Consider the following 19,243-nt stretch of genomic DNA (forward strand, 5'->3'; position numbering starts at 1 on the left):
TAGAGATGGAATTACAAGTTGTAGGTGCAAACGCACTAACTGTTTCTGAAACTACCTTCGGACGTGAGTTTAACGAAGCTTTGATCCACCAAGTTGTTGTTGCTTATGCAGCAGGTGCTCGTCAAGGTACTCGTGCGCAAAAAACTCGTGCTGAAGTGTCTGGTTCAGGTAAAAAACCTTGGCGTCAAAAAGGTACAGGTCGTGCTCGTTCTGGTGATATCAAATCACCAATCTGGCGTTCTGGTGGTACAACCTTCGCGGCTAAACCACAAGATCACAGCCAAAAAGTGAACAAGAAAATGTACCGTGGTGCTATCAAAAGCATTCTTTCTGAATTAGTTCGTCAAGACCGTTTGGTTGTTGTTGAAAAATTCGAATTAGATGCACCAAAAACTAAAGTTTTAGTACAAAAATTAAAAGATTTAGCAGTTGAAGATGCGTTAATTATCACAGCAAGTTTAGATGAAAATCTATTCTTAGCGGCACGTAACTTATATAAAGTTGATGTACGTGATGTTCAAGGTATCGATCCAGTTAGCTTAATCGCTTTCGATAAAGTGATTGTTACTGTTGACGCTGTGAAACAAATTGAGGAGATCCTAGCATGAGTCAAGAACGTTTGCTAAGCGTGCTACGTGCACCGCACATCTCTGAAAAAGCAACTAACAATGCTGAAAAATCTAACACTGTTGTACTTAAAGTTGCTTTAGATGCGAACAAAGCTGAAATTGCTGCTGCTGTTGCTCAATTATTTGAAGTAAAAGTTGATTCAGTTCGTACTGTGGTTGTTAAAGGTAAAACTAAACGCCGTGGTAACAAAATGGGTCGTCGCAGCGACTGGAAAAAAGCTTATGTAACTTTAGCCGAAGGCCAAAACTTGGACTTCGTGGACAGTGCAGAGTAATCGGAGGAAATTAGAGAATGGCTATCGTTAAATGTAAGCCGACCTCCGCTGGTCGTCGTCACGTTGTTAAAATCGTGAACCCTGAATTACACAAGGGTAAACCTTACGCGCCTCTTCTAGATACTAAATCTAAAACTGGTGGTCGTAACAATTATGGTCGTATTACCACTCGCCACATCGGTGGTGGTCATAAACAACATTACCGTTTAATCGATTTCAAACGTAACAAGTTAGATATCCCAGCGGTTGTTGAACGTTTAGAATATGATCCAAACCGTTCAGCTAACATTGCTTTAGTGCTTTATAAAGATGGTGAACGCCGTTATATCTTAGCACCTAAAGGTTTGTCAGTTGGCGATCAAATCCAATCTGGCGTTAACTCACCTATTAAAGTGGGTAACTCATTACCAATGCGTAATATCCCAGTTGGTTCAACAGTACATAACGTTGAATTAAAACCAGGTAAAGGCGGTCAAATCGCTCGTTCTGCTGGTGCTTATGTACAAATCATCGCTCGTGAAGGCAACTACGTAACCTTACGTTTACGTTCAGGCGAAATGCGTAAAGTATTAGCTGAATGTGTTGCTACAATCGGTGAAGTTGGTAACTCAGAACATATGCTTCGCGTATTGGGTAAAGCTGGTGCTAACCGCTGGAGAGGTATTCGCCCTACAGTTCGTGGTACAGCAATGAACCCAGTAGATCACCCACACGGTGGTGGTGAAGGTCGTAACTTTGGTAAACACCCAGTAACTCCTTGGGGCGTTCAAACTAAAGGTAAGAAAACTCGTCACAACAAACGTACTGATAAATTCATCGTACGTCGTCGTGGCAAATAATTTAAATTAATAAGAGGATAAGCCATGCCACGTTCTCTCAAGAAAGGTCCTTTCCTTGACCTACACTTGTTGAAGAAGGTAGAGAAGGCGGTGGAAAGCGGGGATAAAAAACCAATCAAAACTTGGTCCCGTCGTTCAATGATCATTCCTTCAATGATCGGATTGACCATCGCAGTCCATAATGGTCGTCAGCACGTTCCTGTTTATGTATCTGATGAAATGATCGGCCATAAATTAGGTGAATTTGCACCGACTCGTACATACCGCGGTCACGCGGCAGATAAGAAAGCTAAGAAATAAGAGGTAAATAGATGGAAACTATCGCAAAACATCGTTACGCTCGCACTTCTGCCCAAAAAGCTCGCTTAGTTGCCGATTTAATTCGTGGTAAAAAAGTTGCGCAAGCATTAGAAATCTTAACTTTTACTAACAAAAAAGCTGCGGCTTTAGTGAAAAAAGTATTAGAGTCTGCTATTGCTAACGCAGAGCATAATGATGGTGCAGATATCGATGATCTTAAAGTTGCTAAAATCTTCGTTGATGAAGGTCCTAGCATGAAACGTGTTATGCCACGTGCTAAAGGTCGTGCAGATCGTATTTTAAAACGTACTAGCCACATCACTGTGGTTGTGTCAGATCGTTAATAAGTAGAGGAATAGCAATGGGTCAAAAAGTAAATCCAAATGGTATTCGCCTAGGTATTGTAAAACCTTGGAACTCTACTTGGTTCGCGAATACACAAGATTTCGCCGACAATCTTGACGGTGACTTCAAAGTACGCAAATTCTTAACTAAAGAATTAGCAAACGCTTCGGTTTCACGTATTACTATTGAGCGTCCAGCGAAAAGTATTCGTGTAACAATTCACACAGCTCGCCCTGGTATCGTTATCGGTAAAAAAGGTGAAGATGTTGAAAAATTACGTAACGCAGTATCTCAAATCGCTGGCGTTCCGGCTCAAATCAACATTGCTGAAGTGAAAAAACCGGAATTAGATGCAAAATTAGTTGCAGACAGCATCGCTTCTCAATTAGAACGTCGTGTAATGTTCCGTCGTGCTATGAAACGTGCGGTACAAAGCGCAATGCGTTTAGGTGCCAAAGGTATCAAAGTTGAAGTTAGCGGGCGTTTAGGTGGTGCAGAAATCGCACGTTCTGAATGGTATCGTGAAGGTCGTGTACCTCTACATACTCTTCGTGCGGACATCGATTATAACACTGCAGAAGCTCATACTACATACGGCGTAATCGGCGTTAAAGTATGGATCTTCAAAGGTGAAATTTTGGGTGGAATGGCTGCAGTTGCGCAATCAGAACAACAACCTGCCGACAAGCCTAAAAAGGCTCCGCGTGGCAAAGGTCGTAAGTAAGGAGAAACGCTAAATGTTGCAACCAAAACGTACAAAATTCCGTAAAGTTCACAAAGGCCGTAACCGTGGTATCGCGGGTGGTACTGAAGTTAGCTTCGGTACATTCGGGTTAAAAGCAGTTGGTCGTGGTCGTTTAACCGCTCGTCAAATTGAAGCGGCTCGTCGTGCAATGACACGTGCAGTTAAACGTCAAGGTAAAATCTGGATCCGTGTTTTCCCAGATAAACCAATTACTGAAAAACCATTAGAAGTCCGTATGGGTAAAGGTAAAGGTAACGTTGAGTACTGGGTAGCCTTAATCCAACCGGGTAAAGTACTTTATGAAATGGATGGTGTGTCTGAAGAGATCGCAAGACAAGCATTTGCATTAGCAGCTGCTAAATTGCCAATCAAGACTACCTTCGTAACTAAGACGGTGATGTAATGAAAGCTCAAGATTTACGTACAAAAAGTGTTGAAGAGCTGAATGATGAATTAGTGAACCTTTTAGGTGAACAATTCAAATTGCGTATGCAAACAGCCACCGGTCAGCTTCAACAAACCCATCAGGCTAAACAAGTGCGTCGTGATATCGCACGCGTTAAAACCATTTTAACTGAGAAGGCGGGTGAGTAATGACTGATAAAATTCGTAGCGTACAAGGTAAAGTTGTTAGCGACAAAATGGAAAAATCTTTCGTTGTTGCTATTGAACGTAAGGTAAAACACCCGTTATACGGTAAATTTATCCGTCGTACAACTAAATTACACGTACACGATGAGAACAACGAAGCCAAATTAGGTGATGTAGTAGAGATTCGCGAATGTCGTCCTCTCTCTAAAACCAAATCTTGGACTTTAGTTCGTGTTGTTGAGAAAGCAGTTATTGCTTAATTAACGGTAAAATTTAAAACCCTTTCGTAGTAATATGAAAGGGTTTTTTATTTAAGAGATAAATATTCTAGCCTAATATTTAATTCAAGATATATATTCTCTACAGCAAGTAATAGGAGAATATCATTTATTCTATCTTTTATTTTTCGATAAATCCTAATGTTACAGATGAATTTCTCAGAAAATATTAAAAATTCAAGGTAGTATACTGATTTTAATATTTTATTGACATAATATGTCAGACCAGTATACTCGCTGTAGTTGTGATTGACACAACATCTCAAACAAATATTAAATAAAAAATTGATTAATCGAGGCGTATCAATGAAGAAGATCTCCTTTTTTTTACCTATGTTCCTTTCTTATGTATCAACTGCATTAGCTGATTCAGAACTTGTTCATTTAGAGCTTGAGCCTACCCCAGGTCAAACAGCTTCTTATCTTACAGTGAGAGCATTATCTGATGGTTTAAGGGTTAGTGATCTGACAGTAAATGATGGGAATTGTGAATTGAAATCAAAAGCTCTTCAAACGGCTGGCAACAGTTTTTCTAATATACTTCGTGCTTACAGTATGGGGCAAACAAAGGATGCTGCGTTTAAAAAAGATATAGAGATTCTTTTTATTGTTGCTTGCCAAGTGAGTAATGTTGATAAGGTCATTGTGAAAACGAATAAGGGTATTCAAACAGCTCAATACTCTGAGAGTGCTAAACCACTTATTTCTATTACCTCTCCTAACTCTCCTAAAAAGGATAATATATTTGAAGCTAAATTTGAGACTAAACCATTAAATGAGCTTTATCAGGTATCTATTTATACTTGCTATCAAGATAAAGATGAAGCAGGTGAAGTTGCAGAATATTGTACTCCTTTATTAGTGAATGAACGTAAAGATTTTGATTTGCCGCTTAATCACTCAAGTAATCCTATGAAAGCTCGAGAATATGCAAAAAGGGCGAGATATATTGAATTTCTTGAAACTTTCCCAGAAGAACTACCTGAGTTTGAGAAAAAAACTAGTGCTAGAGGTAGTACAGCTACTCAAAGTATACCTAGAATGGATAGTATTCAAGCATATGATTCATCATTGCTGAGGGCGGTTTCAGATTATGAAAAGAATCTGATTGATTTGATAAAAACAAGGATTAATAAGGCAGCTCTTGAGAAGCAGGTTTTAGTTTTTCAAGAAGACCTTAAAAGAACCCAGAAAGAGTTATCCGAACAGTCAAGAAAAGATTTACGCGATAAAATATATGACTTAGAACTAAGATTATCTTGGAAGTTATCTTCTTTAGAGGATAATATGAAGGACTTATCTAGTAAAGAAAAGTCATTAGAACTCTTTAAAGAAAAGGTTAAAGAAGCAAAAGAGAAGGCAGCCCAAATTCGGCTTCAATATAAAAATAATCAGCAGTAAATATAGGGAACTAAGTATGATTTATTCTGCTTAGTTTATAAAAATTAAAACTGGATAATTTTAGAAAATTCAATATGGAAGAAAATATTAATCAATTATTAACAACACTAAGTGATTCAGCTGTTGGGCAGTGGTGGACAGAACACGGACTTTGGGTTGCTTTACTCGCTCCCCTTGCTTATGTCATTATTTGCTGTATTGCAAGTAATTCATCGGAAAAAAGAGTGTACTTTTATAGTTATCTAGATGTATTTCTTTTATTTATTCCTGTAATTACATTTTTTATTTTACCTTTTTTCGTAGATTCAAAAAAAGATCAGGAGTATTTTGATACCATTGTTAATTGGTCATTGGGTATCGTAACGGTGCTAACCTTGATATTTTCGTGGATCTTCTCTTGGCGAGCTAATCAAGGAAATTTCTTGATGACACTATTCATGTTTATTGGAAAATGGATGTATTTATTCGTGTTTTGGATCATTTTACTTGCCAGCATTGCTTTAGGTTTTCTGTTGTACCGTTTCGCCGACGAGAATATGAAGAGAAAAAAATACCAAAAAAGAGAATCATTTGAAAAGAAAAAAATTAAGATTGGTACAACAAGCGCGGCCGGTGGTGGACTTGCTGTATGCGGTTTAATGCGCTGGGGATGCAGAAACCATGATTTTTCTGTACCACCTAAAATTGCTTACCAAGTGAATACTATACTTGAAGATACTGGGGAATAAAGTGGTAATTTATGAAAAGAAATATTTATGAAGTAATTTCAAAATTTAAGAATGATCAGCAAGATATCCAGCATCGCTATTATAGTTTTGATTTTTGTTATCTTCATTTTCGTTCTTCGAAAGAAAGTGGAAAAGTTGATATTGAAAAAAGTTGTCAAGTATTATGGAGTTATTTGGCAAGCTGGGGAATGCTGAGAGGATCTAGTTTTTTATTATGGAAAAATCCAGCCTATTTAAAAGATCTTGTTGAATGGATTTATGAGCAACCTTTAAATGCATGGAATATTGATGTTGAGAACTATAAAGAAAATGCTCAAATTGTCTTAGATTTATATAATAAAGCGGAAGAATATATTCTTAAAGGAAAAGATCATCAAGCAGTTACTTTAGTTACAAAAGTTTTACTAGGGGTATTTGCTATTATTCCAGCATACGATCGTTTTTTTAGAGATTCATTTAGTGATATTGCAGGGAATGAATGCGGTTTTAGTATACCGAATAAAAAATCTTTGGAAATTATTTATCAATTTTATGTAGAAAATAAAGAAGAAATTGAAAAATTAAGTAATCAAATTAAGGTGTTCGATTTTAATGGACAACCGACAAAATATCATTATTCAAAAGCAAAAATAATTGATATGTACGGTTTTCAGCTAGGATACATGAAATTAGGAAAGGATAACCAATTTAGATAAATTTTAGTTTATATTAATGAATAGAAATAAAGTGAATAGAAACCTCATTGGCTTTTTAATTTATCGAAAGTGCGGTAAATTTTAACTGGGTTATTTAGTAAATAGATCAATCAGAGGAAGGTAAATTATCATTGCCTTTCTCTTTTTCTTTTGATAAAATCCGCCACCTATCCGCCATTCTATCTGAATAGTGTGGATAGGTTCGTCCCGCAAGGGTGTATTATTAACTTAACGGAGCATAAAATATGATCCAAGAACAGACTATGCTGGATGTTGCCGATAACTCTGGTGCTCGCAGCGTAATGTGTATCAAGGTTCTAGGTGGATCGCACCGTCGTTATGCTGCTATTGGTGACATCATCAAAGTTACTGTGAAAGAAGCAATTCCACGCGGTAAAGTTAAAAAAGGTGATGTATTAAAAGCAGTTGTTGTGCGCACCAAGAAGGGTGTTCGTCGCCCAGACGGATCAGTCATTCGCTTCGATGGTAACGCTTGTGTAATTTTAAACAATAACACAGAGCAACCAATCGGTACTCGTATTTTTGGACCGGTGACTCGTGAACTTCGTTCTGAGAAATTCATGAAGATCATTTCTTTGGCACCAGAAGTACTGTAAGGAGAAGTGAGAAATGGCTGCAAAAATTCGTCAAAACGATGAAGTAATCGTACTTGCTGGTAAAGATAAAGGCAAGCGTGGCAAGGTAACTAAAGTGTTACCAAACGGTAAAGTGTTTGTTGAAGGTATCAACATCATCACTAAACATGAAAAACCAGTTCCTGCTTTAGGACAAGCTGGTGGTTTAGTGAAAAAAGAAGCGGCTATCGATGCTTCTAACGTTGCGATTTTCAATCCAAAAACAAACAAAGCTGACCGTGTAGGTTTTAGATTCGAAGACGGCAAAAAAGTACGTTTCTTCAAATCTAACAATGAAATTATCTAACAAACTGGAGTAATGCGATGGCGAAACTGCATGATTACTACAGAGATCAAGTAGTAAACGAGTTAAAAAATAAATTCGGCTACAAATCTGTCATGCAAGTCCCACGAATCGAAAAGATTACCCTGAATATGGGTGTGGGTGAAGCATTGACCGATAAGAAATTGCTAGACAACGCAGTAGCGGACTTAGCAGCAATTAGCGGTCAAAAACCTTTAGTAACTAAAGCTCGTAAATCTGTTGCTGGCTTTAAAATCCGTCAGGGATATCCAATCGGTTGTAAAGTAACACTACGCGGTGAGCGTATGTGGGAGTTCTTTGAACGTTTAATTACAATTGCTGTTCCACGTATTCGCGACTTCCGCGGTTTAAGCGCGAAATCATTTGATGGTCGTGGTAACTACAGCATGGGTGTGCGTGAACAAATCATCTTCCCTGAAATCGATTACGATAAAGTAGATCGTGTACGTGGTTTAGATATCACTATCACAACTACTGCTAAGAATGATGAAGAAGGTCAAGCACTACTTGCTGCCTTTAATTTCCCATTCCGTAAATAAGGCAGGTTATAATGGCAAAACAATCAATGAAAGCACGCGATGTAAAACGCGTTAAATTGGCTGAAAAATTCTTCGCTAAACGTGCAGAATTAAAGAAAATCATTTCTGATGTCAATGCCTCTGACGAAGATCGTTGGAATGCAGTGTTAAAATTACAAACTTTACCACGTGATTCTAGCCCTAGTCGTCAACGTAACCGTTGCCGCCAAACTGGACGTCCTCACGGCGTTTTACGTAAGTTTGGTTTAAGCCGTATTAAGGTTCGTGAAGCTGCTATGCGCGGCGAGATCCCTGGCCTTAGAAAAGCGAGCTGGTAATATACCACTTTATTTTGGAATCGGAGAAAAAGTACAATGAGTATGCAAGATCCAATCGCAGATATGCTGACCCGTATTCGTAACGGTCAAGCTGCGAACAAAGTTGCAATCAATATGCCTTCTTCCAAGCTAAAAGTGGCAATTGCCAACGTATTAGCTGCTGAAGGTTATATCGAAAGCGTTAAAGTTTTAGAAGGTGCAAAACCTGAATTGGAAATTACTTTAAAATATTTCCAAGGCAAACCGGTTGTAGAAAGCATCCAACGTGTAAGCCGTCCAGGCCTTCGTATTTACAAACGTAAAGACGAATTACCAAAAGTTATGGGTGGTTTAGGTGTTGCTGTAATTTCTACATCTAAAGGTGTTATGACTGACCGTGCAGCTCGTCAAGCGGGCTTAGGCGGTGAGATCATCTGTTACGTAGCTTAATAGAGGGGTAGGAAAATGTCTCGTGTTGCAAAGGCACCTGTTAATATTCCTGCCGGCGTTGAAGTTAAACTCGACGGTCAGCTATTAACAGTAAAAGGAAAAAATGGCGAGTTATCTCGCACAATTCATCACTCAGTTGAAGTTAAACAAGATAATGGTCAATTTACTTTCACTCCACGTGAAGGTTTTGTTGAAGCGAATGCTCAATCGGGTACAGCTCGAGCATTAGTTAATGCAATGGTTATCGGTGTTACTGAAGGCTTCACTAAGAAATTACAATTAGTGGGTGTTGGTTACAGAGCTCAAGTTAAAGGCAACGTAGTTGCATTAAGCTTAGGTTTCTCTCACCCTGTGGAGCACACTTTACCAGCAGGTATTACTGCTGAATGCCCTTCACAAACGGAAATCGTTTTAAAAGGTGCTGACAAGCAGTTAATTGGTCAAGTTGCAGCAGATATTCGCGCTTATCGCCGTCCTGAACCTTATAAAGGTAAAGGTGTACGTTACTCTGATGAAGTAGTACGTATGAAAGAGGCTAAGAAGAAATAATTAAGGTAACACTATGGATAAGAAATCAGCTCGTATCCGTCGTGCAGCTCGTGCACGTCATATGATGAGAGAGCAAGGTGTAACTCGTCTAGTTATTCACCGTACTCCGCGTCATATCTATGCACAAGTTATTGCACCAAACGGTTCAGAAGTGCTTGCCGCTGCTTCAACTGTTGAAAAAGCAATTCGTGAGCAAGTTAAATATACCGGTAATAAAGATGCCGCAGCAGTAGTAGGTAAACTTGTTGCTGAGCGCGCATTAGCAAAAGGCGTTAAAGACGTTGCTTTTGACCGTTCCGGTTTTAAATATCATGGTCGTGTCCAAACTTTAGCGGACGCTGCACGTGAAGCTGGTCTACAGTTCTAATGAGGTAAATTGAGATGTCAAACATCGAAAAACAAGCTGGTGAACTGCAAGAGAAGCTAATCGCAGTAAACCGTGTATCAAAAACTGTAAAAGGTGGTCGTATTATGAGCTTTACTGCTTTAACAGTAGTAGGCGATGGTAACGGTCGCGTAGGTTTTGGTTATGGTAAAGCTCGCGAAGTTCCGGCAGCGATCCAAAAAGCGATGGAAAAAGCACGTCGCAATATGATTAATGTCGCTTTAAACGAAGGTACATTACAACACCCAGTTAAAGGTGTTCACACTGGTTCTCGCGTATTTATGCAACCAGCTAGCGAAGGTACAGGTATCATCGCTGGTGGTGCAATGCGTTCAGTGTTAGAAGTTGCTGGTGTACGTAACGTTCTTTCTAAAGCGTATGGTTCAACCAACCCAATCAACGTTGTTCGTGCAACTATTGATGCATTAGCAAATATGAAATCACCAGAAATGGTTGCTGCTAAACGTGGCAAAACCGTTGATGAAATTTTGGGGTAATTGATAATGGCTAAAACTATTAAAGTAACTCAAGTTCGTAGCTCAATTGCTCGTTTACCGAAGCACAAAGCTACCTTGCGTGGTCTTGGTCTTCGCCATATGCACCATACTGTTGAGTTAATCGATACTCCGGCAGTACGTGGTATGATTAACCAAGTTTCATACATGGTTAAAGTGGAGGAGTAAGAGAATGCGTTTAAATACTCTATCTCCGGCTGAAGGTGCTAAGCACAGCGCAAAACGCCTTGGTCGTGGTATTGGTTCAGGTTTAGGAAAAACTGGTGGTCGTGGTCATAAAGGTCAAAAATCTCGTACTGGCGGCGGTGTTCGTCGTGGTTTCGAGGGTGGTCAAATGCCATTATACCGTCGTTTACCAAAATTTGGTTTCACTTCAATGAAATCAGCTGTAACTGCTGAAGTTCGTTTAAACGAATTAACAAAAGTTGAAGGAAATGTTGTCACTTTAGAAGCATTAAAAGCTGCAAACATTTTAACTAAAGATATTCAATTCGCTAAAGTTATCTTAGCTGGTGAAGTGAAATCTGCAGTTACTGTACGTGGTTTACGTGTAACTAAAGGTGCAAAAGCAGCAATCGAAGCTGCTGGCGGTTCAGTTGAGGAATAATTAGCAAATGGCTAAACAACCAGGTTATCAAAGCAGAAGTACTAATAGTGGTACTGGTGAACTAAAAAGCAGATTGCTTTTTGTATTAGGTGCACTTATCGTTTATCGTATTGGTTCTTTTATTCCGCTTCCTGGTATTGATGCCGCCGTGCTAGCTCAATTAGTTGAACAACAAAAAGGCACCATCATTGATATGTTAAACATGTTCTCTGGTGGTGCATTGAGCCGAGCATCAATTTTAGCATTAGGTATTATGCCGTATATCTCGGCATCTATCGTGATGCAATTGCTTGCGACGGTTTCCCCTGCCTTAGCAGAATTGAAAAAAGAAGGCGCAGCAGGACAAAGAAAAATCACCAAGTATACTCGTTATGCAACGGTGGTTTTTGCTACTATCCAAGCTATCGCAATTTCTACCGGTTTACCGAATATGTTGCCACAGTTAGTGCCAAATATCGGTTTTACTTTTTACTTCACTGCAGTAGTGAGTCTTGTAACCGGAACCATGTTCTTAATGTGGTTAGGTGAGCAAATTACTGAAAGAGGTATTGGTAACGGTATCTCAATTCTTGTTTTTGGTGGTATTGTTGCAGGATTGCCGCATGCAATCATCGAAACAGTTGAGCAAGCTCGTCAAGGACAAATGCATCCTTTAGTTCTTCTACTAATCGCTGCTATTGTTTTTGCAGTAACTTATTTTGTTGTCTTCGTAGAACGTGGACAACGTAGAATTCGTGTTGAATATGCTAAGCGTCAACAAGGACGTCAAATTTTAGGTGGTCATTCAACTCACTTACCATTAAAAGTTAATATGGCAAACGTAATGCCAGCAATTTTTGCTTCAAGCATTATTTTATTCCCAGCTACATTGACACAATGGTTTGGTCAGAATGATAAGTTTGAGTGGTTAAATGACTTATCAATGTTGTTGAATCCTGGACAACCTTTATATCTTCTTGTTTATGCGGTAGCGATTATTTTCTTCAGTTTCTTCTATACTGCAATGCAATATAATCCACGTGATACAGCAGATAATCTAAAAAAATCTGGTGCATTTATCCCAGGAATTAGACCAGGTGAACAAACATCACGTTACATTGATAAAGTGATGACTCGCTTAACATTAATTGGCGGTCTTTATGTAACGTTCGTATGTTTAGTCCCTTATATTATGACATCAGCATGGGATGTTAAATTCTACTTCGGTGGTACTTCCTTATTAATCGTTGTTGTTGTAATTATGGATTTTATCGTGCAAGTTCAGAGTCACTTAATGTCGTCTCAATATGAATCTGCGTTAAAAAAAGCAAACCTTAAAGGTTTTGGACAGTAATTGTTCATTTAAGTAAAAAGGATAAGCAATGAAAGTTCGTGCTTCCGTTAAGAAGATGTGTCGTAACTGTAAAATTGTTAAACGTGAAGGTGTTGTTCGCGTATTATGCAGCGACCCTAAACATAAACAACGTCAAGGTTAATTAACATTTCTTCTTGCAAAGAACCGGTTGAGTAGTTATACTACTCAACTCATTTATGTCCTTGGTATTCTGTTTGAGTATCCTGAAAACGGGCTTTTCAAGATCAGAATGCCAAATTAGTTAAAATAATAGGAGTGCATAGTGGCCCGTATTGCAGGCATTAACATTCCTGATCACAAACACGCTGTAATCGCTTTAACTGCAATTTACGGTATCGGTAAAACTCGTTCTAAAAGCATTTGTGCTGCAGCGGGTATTGCTGAAGATGTTAAGATCAGCGAATTGTCTGAAGAGCAGATTGACAAACTGCGTGACGAAGTTGGTAAATTTACCGTTGAAGGTGACTTACGTCGTGAAGTAACACTAAACATCAAACGTCTTTTAGACTTAGGTTGTTACCGTGGTTTACGTCATCGTCGTAGTTTACCGGTACGTGGTCAACGTACTAAAACTAATGCGCGTACCCGTAAGGGTCCACGTAAGCCGATCAAAAAATAGTCGGGGTAAATAAAGAATGGCTAAAACACCAGTTCGTGCACGTAAACGTGTAAAAAAACAAGTTGTAGATGGCGTAGCACACATTCACGCATCTTTCAATAACACAATCGTTACCATTACTGACCGTCAAGGTAATGCTTTAGCTTGGGCTACAGCAGGTGGTTCAGGTTTCCGTGGTTCTCGTAAATCTACCCCGTTCGCTGCACAAGTTGCTGCAGAACGTTGTGCTGAAATCGTTAAAGAATTCGGCTTAAAGAACTTGGAAGTTATGGTTAAAGGTCCGGGTCCGGGTCGTGAATCAACAATCCGTGCATTAAATGCAGCGGGTTTCCGTATCACGAACATCACAGATGTGACTCCGATCCCTCATAACGGTTGTCGTCCACCGAAAAAACGTCGTGTTTAATGGCGTAATAGGATAGTTGGAGAAAGAAAATGGCAAGATATTTGGGCCCTAAACTCAAGCTCAGCCGTCGTGAAGGCACTGATTTATTCCTTAAATCAGGTGTGCGTGCGATTGATTCAAAATGTAAAATTGATACAGCACCAGGTCAACACGGTGCTCGTAAACCGCGTTTGTCTGACTATGGTAGTCAATTACGTGAAAAACAAAAAGTTCGTCGTATCTATGGTATTTTAGAACGTCAATTCCGTAACTACTATAAAGAAGCAAACCGTTTAAAAGGTAATACTGGTGAAAACTTACTAGTATTATTAGAAGGTAGATTGGATAACGTTGTTTATCGCATGGGATTTGCTGCAACTCGCGCAGAAGCTCGTCAATTAGTGAGCCACAAAGCGATTGTCGTAAATGGTCGTGTTGTAAATATCCCATCTTTCCAAGTTTCTGTAAATGATGTCGTTGCTGTTCGTGAGAAATCTAAAAAACAAGCACGTATTAAAGCATCATTAGAATTAGCAGAACAAAGAGAAAAACCAACTTGGTTAGAAGTTGATTCTGCGAAAATGGAAGGTGTGTTCAAACGTGTTCCTGAACGTTCTGATTTATCAGCAGACATTAACGAACATCTGATCGTTGAGCTTTACTCTAAATAATAGTTAAGCTTAAAAGCAAAGAGAGGATAAAATGCAGGGTTCTGTTACAGAATTTTTAAAACCACGCTTAGTAGATATCGAGCAAATTAGCTCTACTCATGCTAAGGTGATCTTAGAACCGTTAGAGCGTGGCTTTGGTCATACTCTAGGGAATGCATTACGTCGTATCCTTCTGTCTTCAATGCCAGGTTGTGCTGTAACTGAAGTGGAAATTGATGGCGTACTGCACGAATATAGTAGTAAAGAAGGTGTTCAGGAAGATATTCTTGAAGTTCTTTTAAACCTTAAAGGTCTAGCGGTTAAAGTACAGAATAAAGATGATGTTATTCTGACATTAAATAAATCTGGAATTGGCCCTGTTGTTGCAGCTGATATCACCCATGACGGTGATGTTGAGATTGTTAATCCATCACATGTAATCTGTCACTTAACAGACGAAAACGCATCTATTAATATGCGTATTCGTGTTCAACGTGGTAGAGGTTATGTACCTGCATCTGCTCGTACTCATTCACAAAATGAAGATCGTCCGATTGGTCGTTTATTAGTAGATGCTTGTTATAGCCCGGTTGACCGTATTGCTTACAATGTTGAAGCAGCACGTGTTGAACAACGTACTGACTTAGATAAACTAGTTATTGAGTTAGAAACTAACGGGACTATTGATCCGGAAGAAGCAATTCGTCGTGCAGCAACAATTTTAGCAGAGCAACTCGATGCATTCGTTGATTTGCGTGATGTTCGTCAACCTGAAGTCAAGGAAGAAAAACCGGAATTTGATCCGATTTTATTACGTCCTGTTGATGACTTAGAGTTGACAGTTCGTTCTGCTAACTGTTTGAAAGCAGAAACAATTCACTATATCGGTGACTTAGTACAACGTACAGAAGTTGAGTTATTAAAAACGCCTAATCTTGGTAAGAAATCTCTTACTGAAATTAAAGACGTTCTCGCTTCACGTGGCTTGTCACTTGGTATGCGCCTTGAGAATTGGCCACCAGCAAGTATTGCTGAAGACTAGTTTGGTCATAGGTTAAGATTTTTCTGAGAAGGATAAGATCATGCGCCATCGTAAGAGTGGTCGTCAACTAAACCGTAATAGCAGCCATCGCCAAGCGATGTTCCGTAACTTAGCAAGTGCTTTAGTTAGTCATGAAATCATCAAGACAACTTTACCAAAAGCTAAAGAATTACGTCGTGTAGTTGAACCGTTAATTACATTAGCAAAAGAAGATAGCGTTGCAAACCGTCGTTTAGCATTCGCTCGTACTCGTAACATCGAAACTGTTGCGAAATTATTCAATGAATTAGGTCCACGTTTTGCTCAACGTGCAGGTGGTTACACCCGTATCTTAAAATGTGGTTTCCGTGCAGGTGACAACGCTCCAATGGCATACATTGAGTTAGTTGATCGTCCAGAAGTTGCAGAAGCAGCAGCGGAATAATAATTTGTTATAAAATAAAAAGGCTCACTGATGTGAGCCTTTTTTATGTCTTGTTTTCCTAAAATTCAGCTTCAGCTCTGAATGTCATTTTTTCACCAGTGATAGGGTGCGTAATCGTAAGTTCTTCTGCATGTAAGCATAAGCGAGGTGACATCGATTTAGCTTGTGGGTGAGAATAAAACTTGTCACCTAAAATGGGATGTCCAAGTGCGAGCGTATGTAAACGAAGTTGATGCGAACGTCCTGTGATTGGTGTCAGTTTCACTCGAGTACAGTTAGTTGGTAACCGTTCTAAAACTTCATAAAAAGTGACCGCTCTTTTGCCAAATACAAAATCAATGCGTTGACGCGGGCGATTTTCCCAATCACAAATCATAGGAAGATTAATTTCCCCATTATCTTGTTCTAAGTGTCCCCATACTAAAGCTTGATAATATTTCTTTGGCTCACGTTCACGGAATTGACGTTTCAATTCTTTATCTGCCACTTTACTTAATGCAAATAGAATAATCCCACTTGTGGCCATATCTAAACGGTGTGCAGGTTCACAAAATCCAAATTTCTCTTTTACTCGGCTCATTGCACTATCGTAGTATTCAGGTTGATTGCCAGGAACTGAAAGTAAACCGCTTGGTTTATTTAACACGCAGATATGATTATCTTGATAGATAATATCTAAATACGGTTCTAAAGGGGGATGGTATTCAATAAGTGCCATATTATTCCTTGTTTGTCACTATTACCCGAAGGCTATCTAATCGCCAGCTTGCTTTACTTAACTCTTCCAGCGAAAGCGCGCGTTGTTTTTCTAATACATCAATTTCCGCCTGGCGAATATTTTTATTTACTGCTTTCAAGGCGATAAGTCGATTGAGTTCATTGCTCAATGTTTGATCGGCTAATCTACTGGCTTCTTGAATTTGAGCTTGTGCGATTTCGGTCATTTTGTGATCGCCTAGTTTAATTAATTGCTCAATATTTGGACGAGCCATTTTGACCATTTTATTCGCAATGTCTTTGCCTAGCGGCTTAAGTTTATTTTGCAATGTATCAAAATTAACTTGTCCGGCGAGATCGTTTCCTTTGCTATCCAGTAATAAGCGAACAGGTGTAGGCGGAAGAAAACGATTCAGTTGCAAACCTTTTGGTGATTGGCTTTCAATCATATAAATCAATTCAACCAGCAGCGTGCCAGCAGGCAGCTGTTTATTAACTAATAATGCCATTGCTGCTTTGCCAATGTCACCAGAAGCAATTAAATCAATGCCTTGGCGTATCATTGGATGATCCCAAGTAAGAAATTCTAATTCCTCACGCGCAAGAGCAAGTTGTCGGTCAAACGTTACTGTGACACCTTCTTCTTTTAGTCCTGGAAAATCAGGAACAAGCATGGTGCCCGTTGGCGTGATAACAATGCTGCTTTCACCTAAATCATCTTGCTCTACGCCAATAATATCAAATAAATTCAGTGCAAAATCGACTAATTGTGGCGAATTATCGGTTTGAGCAATTTCTGACGCAAGTCGTTGTGTCTTTTCTCCACCATTAGAATTTAATTCTAACAAACGATCACGGCCTTTCTCTAAGGCTAAACGCAATGCTTTTGCTTGTTTTTGCGTTTGGAGAATGAGTTGCTCAAAATCTGGGTTATTTTCTGACCGCACTTTTAGTAACGATTCATATTGTTCAAACAATGTCATGCCAATAGGGCAAGTTTGTTCAAAAGCATTTAAGCCCTCATGATACCAACGTGCTAAATCTTGCTGCGCAGAGTTTACGAGGCAGAGTACATAAATTTGTACGTCTCGCATTTGTCCAATACGATCTAAACGGCCAATACATTGCTCAAGTAAGTCAGGATTCTCTGGTAAATCGAAGAGTACGAGATGACAAGCAAATTGGAAGTTTCGTCCTTCAGAACCAATGCTAGAACTCAGTAAAACCTGTGCACCATTTTCGGTATCGGCAAAATAGGCGGCCGCGCGATCTCGTTCAATAATCGACATTTTTTCATGGAAAACGGCACTGCGAATGGCTTCTTTTTCTCGTAAAATTTGCTCAAGTTGAATTGCTGTTTGTGCTGTTTTACAAATGACTAAGATTTTTTCATTTCGGTGTGATTTTAGAAAATCAATTAACCAATGAATTTTTTCATCTGCTTCAGTTGCATCAATCGTTACTTGATGGTAAACCCGATGTGGGAAACCTTTCACCCCTTGGCGTGTATTGCGAAATAAAATACGGCTTGTGCCATGTCTGTCGATGAGGTTTTGAATGAGTTCTTGGCGTGCCGCTTGCTTTTCGTCGTCATTATGACAGTCTAAGGCTTTGAATAATGGTTCGACATCCTGCTCATTGAGTAAATCAGAAATATGATTTTTTTCGACCGCACTTAGCGGCTTCTCTGAGAGTAAAGATTGCACCGCATCCGCAACAGGTTGGTAATTTTCCTGTTCTTTTAGGAAAGCTTGGTAATCATAAAAACGCTCAGGATCAAGCAAGCGCAAGCGTGCGAAATGGCTTTCTAAACCTAGTTGTTCAGGCGTGGCAGTGAGTAATAAAACAGACGGAATACCCTTCGCTAATTGTTCCACCAATAAATAAGCGGTACTTGGTGCATTTTCAGACCAAGCCAAATGATGCGCTTCATCGACAATTAAACAGTCAAATTCAGCTTCAATGGCTTGTTGTACGCGATGAGGATGTGCTTTTAACCAATCTAATGCGCAGATAATTAAGCTTTCCGTGCTAAATGGATTGATGGCTTGTTCGGCAAAATCTTCACAACGTTCTTCATCAAATAATGAAAAATGTAGATTAAAACGACGAAGCATTTCTACAAGCCATTGATGTTGTAAGGTTTCCGGTACAATAATTAACACACGTTGTACTTTTTCAGCAAAAAGCTGGTTTTGCAAAATCATCCCCGCTTCAATGGTTTTGCCTAACCCCACTTCATCCGCTAAGAGTACGCGAGGATTGATACGATTTCCTACCTCTTGCGCAATATGAAGCTGATGAGGAATTAAACCCGCACGATTGCCTCGTAAGCCTCGTAAAGGCGATTGAAATTGAGCTTGTTGATGCAGAAGGGTTTGATAGCGCAACGCAAAATGTTCACTGCGATCAATTTGTGATGAAAAGAGGCGATCTTTCGCTTGGCTAAAAGATATTATCGGAGAAAGTTCTTTTTCATTGACGATAACATCTTCGCCTTGTGCATTTTTGACTAAATAAAATAAGAGACCATTCATTTCTTGAATATCAAGGACTTCACCCTGCCAACCTGCTTGGTGATGAAGTTGTTTCCCTTTATTCAATGCAATTCGGGTTAAGGGTGCTTGCGCTACCGCATAAATTCGGGTTTCATCTGCGGCAGGAAAGTGAAGGGTAACAGTGCGAAAATCTAAGGCAGTAATCATTCCTAATCCAAGGCTATTTTCTGTTTCGCTAATCCAACGTTGACCGATTGCAAATAACATCATGTTTCTCTTAATGAATCTCTTAAAATGGGGCGATATTGTAGTCTGATTATAAGGGAATGCAAGGCGCACACGAGTAAAAGCATGAAAAATAAAGTGTGATTTTTCTCACAATAATTAAATTAAATGTCACCTAAGCTTTACTTTAAAAAAGTGCGGT

The 19,243-nt window shown here is 39.2% G+C and carries 31 protein-coding genes; 29 read left to right on the top strand and 2 right to left on the bottom strand.

All coding sequences use genetic code 11. From position 1 onward, the window contains the following. Positions 1-5: 5 nt before the first annotated feature. The 29 genes from rplD (at position 6) to rplQ (ending at position 15,601) form a co-directional block, all read left to right on the top strand. Positions 6-608, top strand: a complete 603-nt coding sequence (gene rplD / locus QQS40_RS03555; RefSeq protein ID WP_005695085.1) for a 50S ribosomal protein L4 — start codon at positions 6-8, stop codon at positions 606-608. After that, entirely contained in the window at positions 605-904 is a 300-nt protein-coding gene (gene rplW, locus QQS40_RS03560) for a 50S ribosomal protein L23 (protein WP_005632756.1), read from the top strand. Before rplD ends, rplW begins: the two co-directional genes overlap by 4 nt. A 17-nt stretch (positions 905-921) precedes the next feature. Then, on the top strand, positions 922-1,743 hold the full coding sequence (gene rplB, locus QQS40_RS03565) for a 50S ribosomal protein L2 (RefSeq protein WP_014064570.1): 822 nt from the start codon (positions 922-924) through the stop codon (positions 1,741-1,743). Positions 1,744-1,767: 24 nt separating this feature from the next. After that, a complete protein-coding gene (gene rpsS / locus QQS40_RS03570) occupies positions 1,768-2,043 on the top strand; it encodes a 30S ribosomal protein S19 (protein ID WP_005539416.1) in 276 nt (91 codons plus the stop codon). 11 nt (positions 2,044-2,054) lie between these two features. Then, a complete protein-coding gene (rplV, locus tag QQS40_RS03575) occupies positions 2,055-2,387 on the top strand; it encodes a 50S ribosomal protein L22 (protein WP_005625897.1) in 333 nt (110 codons plus the stop codon). A 17-nt stretch (positions 2,388-2,404) separates the two neighbouring features. Further along, positions 2,405-3,112 (top strand): 30S ribosomal protein S3, encoded by a 708-nt coding sequence (gene rpsC, locus QQS40_RS03580; RefSeq protein WP_005640982.1) that lies wholly within the window; start codon positions 2,405-2,407, stop codon positions 3,110-3,112. Positions 3,113-3,125: 13 nt separating this feature from the next. Continuing rightward, a complete protein-coding gene (rplP, locus tag QQS40_RS03585) occupies positions 3,126-3,536 on the top strand; it encodes a 50S ribosomal protein L16 (protein ID WP_005695088.1) in 411 nt (136 codons plus the stop codon). Next, complete coding sequence (gene rpmC / locus QQS40_RS03590) at positions 3,536-3,727, top strand: 50S ribosomal protein L29 (RefSeq protein ID WP_014064571.1); 192 nt, start codon at positions 3,536-3,538, stop codon at positions 3,725-3,727. The genes rplP and rpmC overlap by 1 nt, the downstream gene beginning before the upstream one ends. Beyond that, positions 3,727-3,984: a 30S ribosomal protein S17 gene (gene rpsQ, locus QQS40_RS03595; protein WP_005695091.1), complete on the top strand. Its 258-nt coding sequence runs from the start codon at positions 3,727-3,729 to the stop codon at positions 3,982-3,984. Before rpmC ends, rpsQ begins: the two co-directional genes overlap by 1 nt. A gap of 324 nt (positions 3,985-4,308) precedes the next feature. Then, entirely contained in the window at positions 4,309-5,403 is a 1,095-nt protein-coding gene (locus tag QQS40_RS03600; protein ID WP_329506159.1) for an NOC3 family protein, read from the top strand. Positions 5,404-5,477: 74 nt separating this feature from the next. After that, positions 5,478-6,131: a hypothetical protein gene (locus QQS40_RS03605; RefSeq protein WP_329506161.1), complete on the top strand. Its 654-nt coding sequence runs from the start codon at positions 5,478-5,480 to the stop codon at positions 6,129-6,131. Between the two features lie 11 nt (positions 6,132-6,142). Next, positions 6,143-6,826, top strand: a complete 684-nt coding sequence (locus QQS40_RS03610; RefSeq protein WP_329506163.1) for a hypothetical protein — start codon at positions 6,143-6,145, stop codon at positions 6,824-6,826. A gap of 245 nt (positions 6,827-7,071) precedes the next feature. Next, positions 7,072-7,443 (top strand): 50S ribosomal protein L14, encoded by a 372-nt coding sequence (gene rplN / locus QQS40_RS03615; protein WP_005619403.1) that lies wholly within the window; start codon positions 7,072-7,074, stop codon positions 7,441-7,443. 13 nt (positions 7,444-7,456) lie between these two features. Continuing rightward, positions 7,457-7,768 carry a 50S ribosomal protein L24 gene (gene rplX / locus QQS40_RS03620; RefSeq protein ID WP_005695092.1) on the top strand — a complete coding sequence of 104 codons (312 nt, stop codon included), beginning with the start codon at positions 7,457-7,459 and terminating at the stop codon, positions 7,766-7,768. Positions 7,769-7,785: 17 nt separating this feature from the next. Beyond that, positions 7,786-8,325, top strand: coding sequence for a 50S ribosomal protein L5 (gene rplE, locus QQS40_RS03625; RefSeq protein ID WP_005695093.1), 540 nt, complete (start codon positions 7,786-7,788; stop codon positions 8,323-8,325). A gap of 11 nt (positions 8,326-8,336) precedes the next feature. Then, entirely contained in the window at positions 8,337-8,642 is a 306-nt protein-coding gene (gene rpsN, locus QQS40_RS03630; RefSeq protein ID WP_005695094.1) for a 30S ribosomal protein S14, read from the top strand. Positions 8,643-8,678: 36 nt separating this feature from the next. Next, on the top strand, positions 8,679-9,071 hold the full coding sequence (rpsH, locus tag QQS40_RS03635; protein WP_005625877.1) for a 30S ribosomal protein S8: 393 nt from the start codon (positions 8,679-8,681) through the stop codon (positions 9,069-9,071). 15 nt (positions 9,072-9,086) lie between these two features. Then, the gene (gene rplF, locus QQS40_RS03640) at positions 9,087-9,620 is read left to right on the top strand and encodes a 50S ribosomal protein L6 (protein WP_005698881.1); all 534 of its coding nucleotides are present in this window, start codon (positions 9,087-9,089) and stop codon (positions 9,618-9,620) included. 13 nt (positions 9,621-9,633) lie between these two features. Then, positions 9,634-9,987: a 50S ribosomal protein L18 gene (rplR, locus tag QQS40_RS03645; protein ID WP_005695097.1), complete on the top strand. Its 354-nt coding sequence runs from the start codon at positions 9,634-9,636 to the stop codon at positions 9,985-9,987. Positions 9,988-10,001: 14 nt separating this feature from the next. Further along, positions 10,002-10,502: a 30S ribosomal protein S5 gene (rpsE, locus tag QQS40_RS03650; protein ID WP_005695098.1), complete on the top strand. Its 501-nt coding sequence runs from the start codon at positions 10,002-10,004 to the stop codon at positions 10,500-10,502. 6 nt (positions 10,503-10,508) lie between these two features. After that, complete coding sequence (gene rpmD / locus QQS40_RS03655) at positions 10,509-10,688, top strand: 50S ribosomal protein L30 (RefSeq protein ID WP_005543631.1); 180 nt, start codon at positions 10,509-10,511, stop codon at positions 10,686-10,688. Between the two features lie 4 nt (positions 10,689-10,692). Continuing rightward, positions 10,693-11,127, top strand: a complete 435-nt coding sequence (gene rplO, locus QQS40_RS03660; RefSeq protein ID WP_005695100.1) for a 50S ribosomal protein L15 — start codon at positions 10,693-10,695, stop codon at positions 11,125-11,127. A 7-nt stretch (positions 11,128-11,134) separates the two neighbouring features. After that, the gene (secY, locus tag QQS40_RS03665) at positions 11,135-12,460 is read left to right on the top strand and encodes a preprotein translocase subunit SecY (protein ID WP_005695101.1); all 1,326 of its coding nucleotides are present in this window, start codon (positions 11,135-11,137) and stop codon (positions 12,458-12,460) included. 28 nt (positions 12,461-12,488) lie between these two features. Next, the gene (rpmJ, locus tag QQS40_RS03670; protein ID WP_005625868.1) at positions 12,489-12,602 is read left to right on the top strand and encodes a 50S ribosomal protein L36; all 114 of its coding nucleotides are present in this window, start codon (positions 12,489-12,491) and stop codon (positions 12,600-12,602) included. Positions 12,603-12,743: 141 nt separating this feature from the next. Then, positions 12,744-13,100 (top strand): 30S ribosomal protein S13, encoded by a 357-nt coding sequence (gene rpsM, locus QQS40_RS03675; RefSeq protein ID WP_005548758.1) that lies wholly within the window; start codon positions 12,744-12,746, stop codon positions 13,098-13,100. A gap of 16 nt (positions 13,101-13,116) precedes the next feature. Further along, positions 13,117-13,506 carry a 30S ribosomal protein S11 gene (gene rpsK, locus QQS40_RS03680; RefSeq protein ID WP_005543603.1) on the top strand — a complete coding sequence of 130 codons (390 nt, stop codon included), beginning with the start codon at positions 13,117-13,119 and terminating at the stop codon, positions 13,504-13,506. A 29-nt stretch (positions 13,507-13,535) separates the two neighbouring features. Further along, complete coding sequence (gene rpsD, locus QQS40_RS03685) at positions 13,536-14,156, top strand: 30S ribosomal protein S4 (RefSeq protein WP_005625866.1); 621 nt, start codon at positions 13,536-13,538, stop codon at positions 14,154-14,156. A gap of 31 nt (positions 14,157-14,187) precedes the next feature. After that, entirely contained in the window at positions 14,188-15,177 is a 990-nt protein-coding gene (locus tag QQS40_RS03690) for a DNA-directed RNA polymerase subunit alpha (RefSeq protein ID WP_005695102.1), read from the top strand. Between the two features lie 40 nt (positions 15,178-15,217). Continuing rightward, positions 15,218-15,601, top strand: a complete 384-nt coding sequence (gene rplQ, locus QQS40_RS03695; RefSeq protein ID WP_005695104.1) for a 50S ribosomal protein L17 — start codon at positions 15,218-15,220, stop codon at positions 15,599-15,601. Positions 15,602-15,659: 58 nt separating this feature from the next. On the opposite strand, the gene rluA is transcribed toward rplQ, so the two are convergent. Both rluA and rapA read right to left on the bottom strand, forming a co-directional pair. Then, a complete protein-coding gene (gene rluA, locus QQS40_RS03700; RefSeq protein ID WP_329506171.1) occupies positions 15,660-16,319 on the bottom strand; it encodes a bifunctional tRNA pseudouridine(32) synthase/23S rRNA pseudouridine(746) synthase RluA in 660 nt (219 codons plus the stop codon). Between the two features lies 1 nt (position 16,320). Further along, positions 16,321-19,083 (bottom strand): RNA polymerase-associated protein RapA, encoded by a 2,763-nt coding sequence (gene rapA / locus QQS40_RS03705; RefSeq protein ID WP_329506714.1) that lies wholly within the window; start codon positions 19,081-19,083, stop codon positions 16,321-16,323. Positions 19,084-19,243 lie beyond the last annotated feature (160 nt).

Source organism: Haemophilus parainfluenzae, assembly GCF_036288925.1.
Lineage (GTDB): Bacteria > Pseudomonadota > Gammaproteobacteria > Enterobacterales > Pasteurellaceae > Haemophilus_D.

Excerpts from the sequence above, each read along its gene's own strand:
- rplD (WP_005695085.1), top strand. The coding sequence starts at position 6 with ATGGAATTACAAGTTGTAGGTGCAAACGCACTAACTGTTTCTGAAACT.
- rplW (WP_005632756.1), top strand. The coding sequence starts at position 605 with ATGAGTCAAGAACGTTTGCTAAGCGTGCTACGTGCACCGCACATCTCT.
- rplB (WP_014064570.1), top strand. The coding sequence starts at position 922 with ATGGCTATCGTTAAATGTAAGCCGACCTCCGCTGGTCGTCGTCACGTT.
- rpsS (WP_005539416.1), top strand. The coding sequence starts at position 1,768 with ATGCCACGTTCTCTCAAGAAAGGTCCTTTCCTTGACCTACACTTGTTG.
- rplV (WP_005625897.1), top strand. The coding sequence starts at position 2,055 with ATGGAAACTATCGCAAAACATCGTTACGCTCGCACTTCTGCCCAAAAA.
- rpsC (WP_005640982.1), top strand. The coding sequence starts at position 2,405 with ATGGGTCAAAAAGTAAATCCAAATGGTATTCGCCTAGGTATTGTAAAA.
- rplP (WP_005695088.1), top strand. The coding sequence starts at position 3,126 with ATGTTGCAACCAAAACGTACAAAATTCCGTAAAGTTCACAAAGGCCGT.
- rpmC (WP_014064571.1), top strand. The coding sequence starts at position 3,536 with ATGAAAGCTCAAGATTTACGTACAAAAAGTGTTGAAGAGCTGAATGAT.
- rpsQ (WP_005695091.1), top strand. The coding sequence starts at position 3,727 with ATGACTGATAAAATTCGTAGCGTACAAGGTAAAGTTGTTAGCGACAAA.
- QQS40_RS03600 (WP_329506159.1), top strand. The coding sequence starts at position 4,309 with ATGAAGAAGATCTCCTTTTTTTTACCTATGTTCCTTTCTTATGTATCA.
- QQS40_RS03605 (WP_329506161.1), top strand. The coding sequence starts at position 5,478 with ATGGAAGAAAATATTAATCAATTATTAACAACACTAAGTGATTCAGCT.
- QQS40_RS03610 (WP_329506163.1), top strand. The coding sequence starts at position 6,143 with ATGAAAAGAAATATTTATGAAGTAATTTCAAAATTTAAGAATGATCAG.
- rplN (WP_005619403.1), top strand. The coding sequence starts at position 7,072 with ATGATCCAAGAACAGACTATGCTGGATGTTGCCGATAACTCTGGTGCT.
- rplX (WP_005695092.1), top strand. The coding sequence starts at position 7,457 with ATGGCTGCAAAAATTCGTCAAAACGATGAAGTAATCGTACTTGCTGGT.
- rplE (WP_005695093.1), top strand. The coding sequence starts at position 7,786 with ATGGCGAAACTGCATGATTACTACAGAGATCAAGTAGTAAACGAGTTA.
- rpsN (WP_005695094.1), top strand. The coding sequence starts at position 8,337 with ATGGCAAAACAATCAATGAAAGCACGCGATGTAAAACGCGTTAAATTG.
- rpsH (WP_005625877.1), top strand. The coding sequence starts at position 8,679 with ATGAGTATGCAAGATCCAATCGCAGATATGCTGACCCGTATTCGTAAC.
- rplF (WP_005698881.1), top strand. The coding sequence starts at position 9,087 with ATGTCTCGTGTTGCAAAGGCACCTGTTAATATTCCTGCCGGCGTTGAA.
- rplR (WP_005695097.1), top strand. The coding sequence starts at position 9,634 with ATGGATAAGAAATCAGCTCGTATCCGTCGTGCAGCTCGTGCACGTCAT.
- rpsE (WP_005695098.1), top strand. The coding sequence starts at position 10,002 with ATGTCAAACATCGAAAAACAAGCTGGTGAACTGCAAGAGAAGCTAATC.
- rpmD (WP_005543631.1), top strand. The coding sequence starts at position 10,509 with ATGGCTAAAACTATTAAAGTAACTCAAGTTCGTAGCTCAATTGCTCGT.
- rplO (WP_005695100.1), top strand. The coding sequence starts at position 10,693 with ATGCGTTTAAATACTCTATCTCCGGCTGAAGGTGCTAAGCACAGCGCA.
- secY (WP_005695101.1), top strand. The coding sequence starts at position 11,135 with ATGGCTAAACAACCAGGTTATCAAAGCAGAAGTACTAATAGTGGTACT.
- rpmJ (WP_005625868.1), top strand. The coding sequence starts at position 12,489 with ATGAAAGTTCGTGCTTCCGTTAAGAAGATGTGTCGTAACTGTAAAATT.
- rpsK (WP_005543603.1), top strand. The coding sequence starts at position 13,117 with ATGGCTAAAACACCAGTTCGTGCACGTAAACGTGTAAAAAAACAAGTT.
- rpsD (WP_005625866.1), top strand. The coding sequence starts at position 13,536 with ATGGCAAGATATTTGGGCCCTAAACTCAAGCTCAGCCGTCGTGAAGGC.
- QQS40_RS03690 (WP_005695102.1), top strand. The coding sequence starts at position 14,188 with ATGCAGGGTTCTGTTACAGAATTTTTAAAACCACGCTTAGTAGATATC.
- rplQ (WP_005695104.1), top strand. The coding sequence starts at position 15,218 with ATGCGCCATCGTAAGAGTGGTCGTCAACTAAACCGTAATAGCAGCCAT.
- rluA (WP_329506171.1), bottom strand. The coding sequence starts at position 16,319 with ATGGCACTTATTGAATACCATCCCCCTTTAGAACCGTATTTAGATATT.
- rapA (WP_329506714.1), bottom strand. The coding sequence starts at position 19,083 with ATGTTATTTGCAATCGGTCAACGTTGGATTAGCGAAACAGAAAATAGC.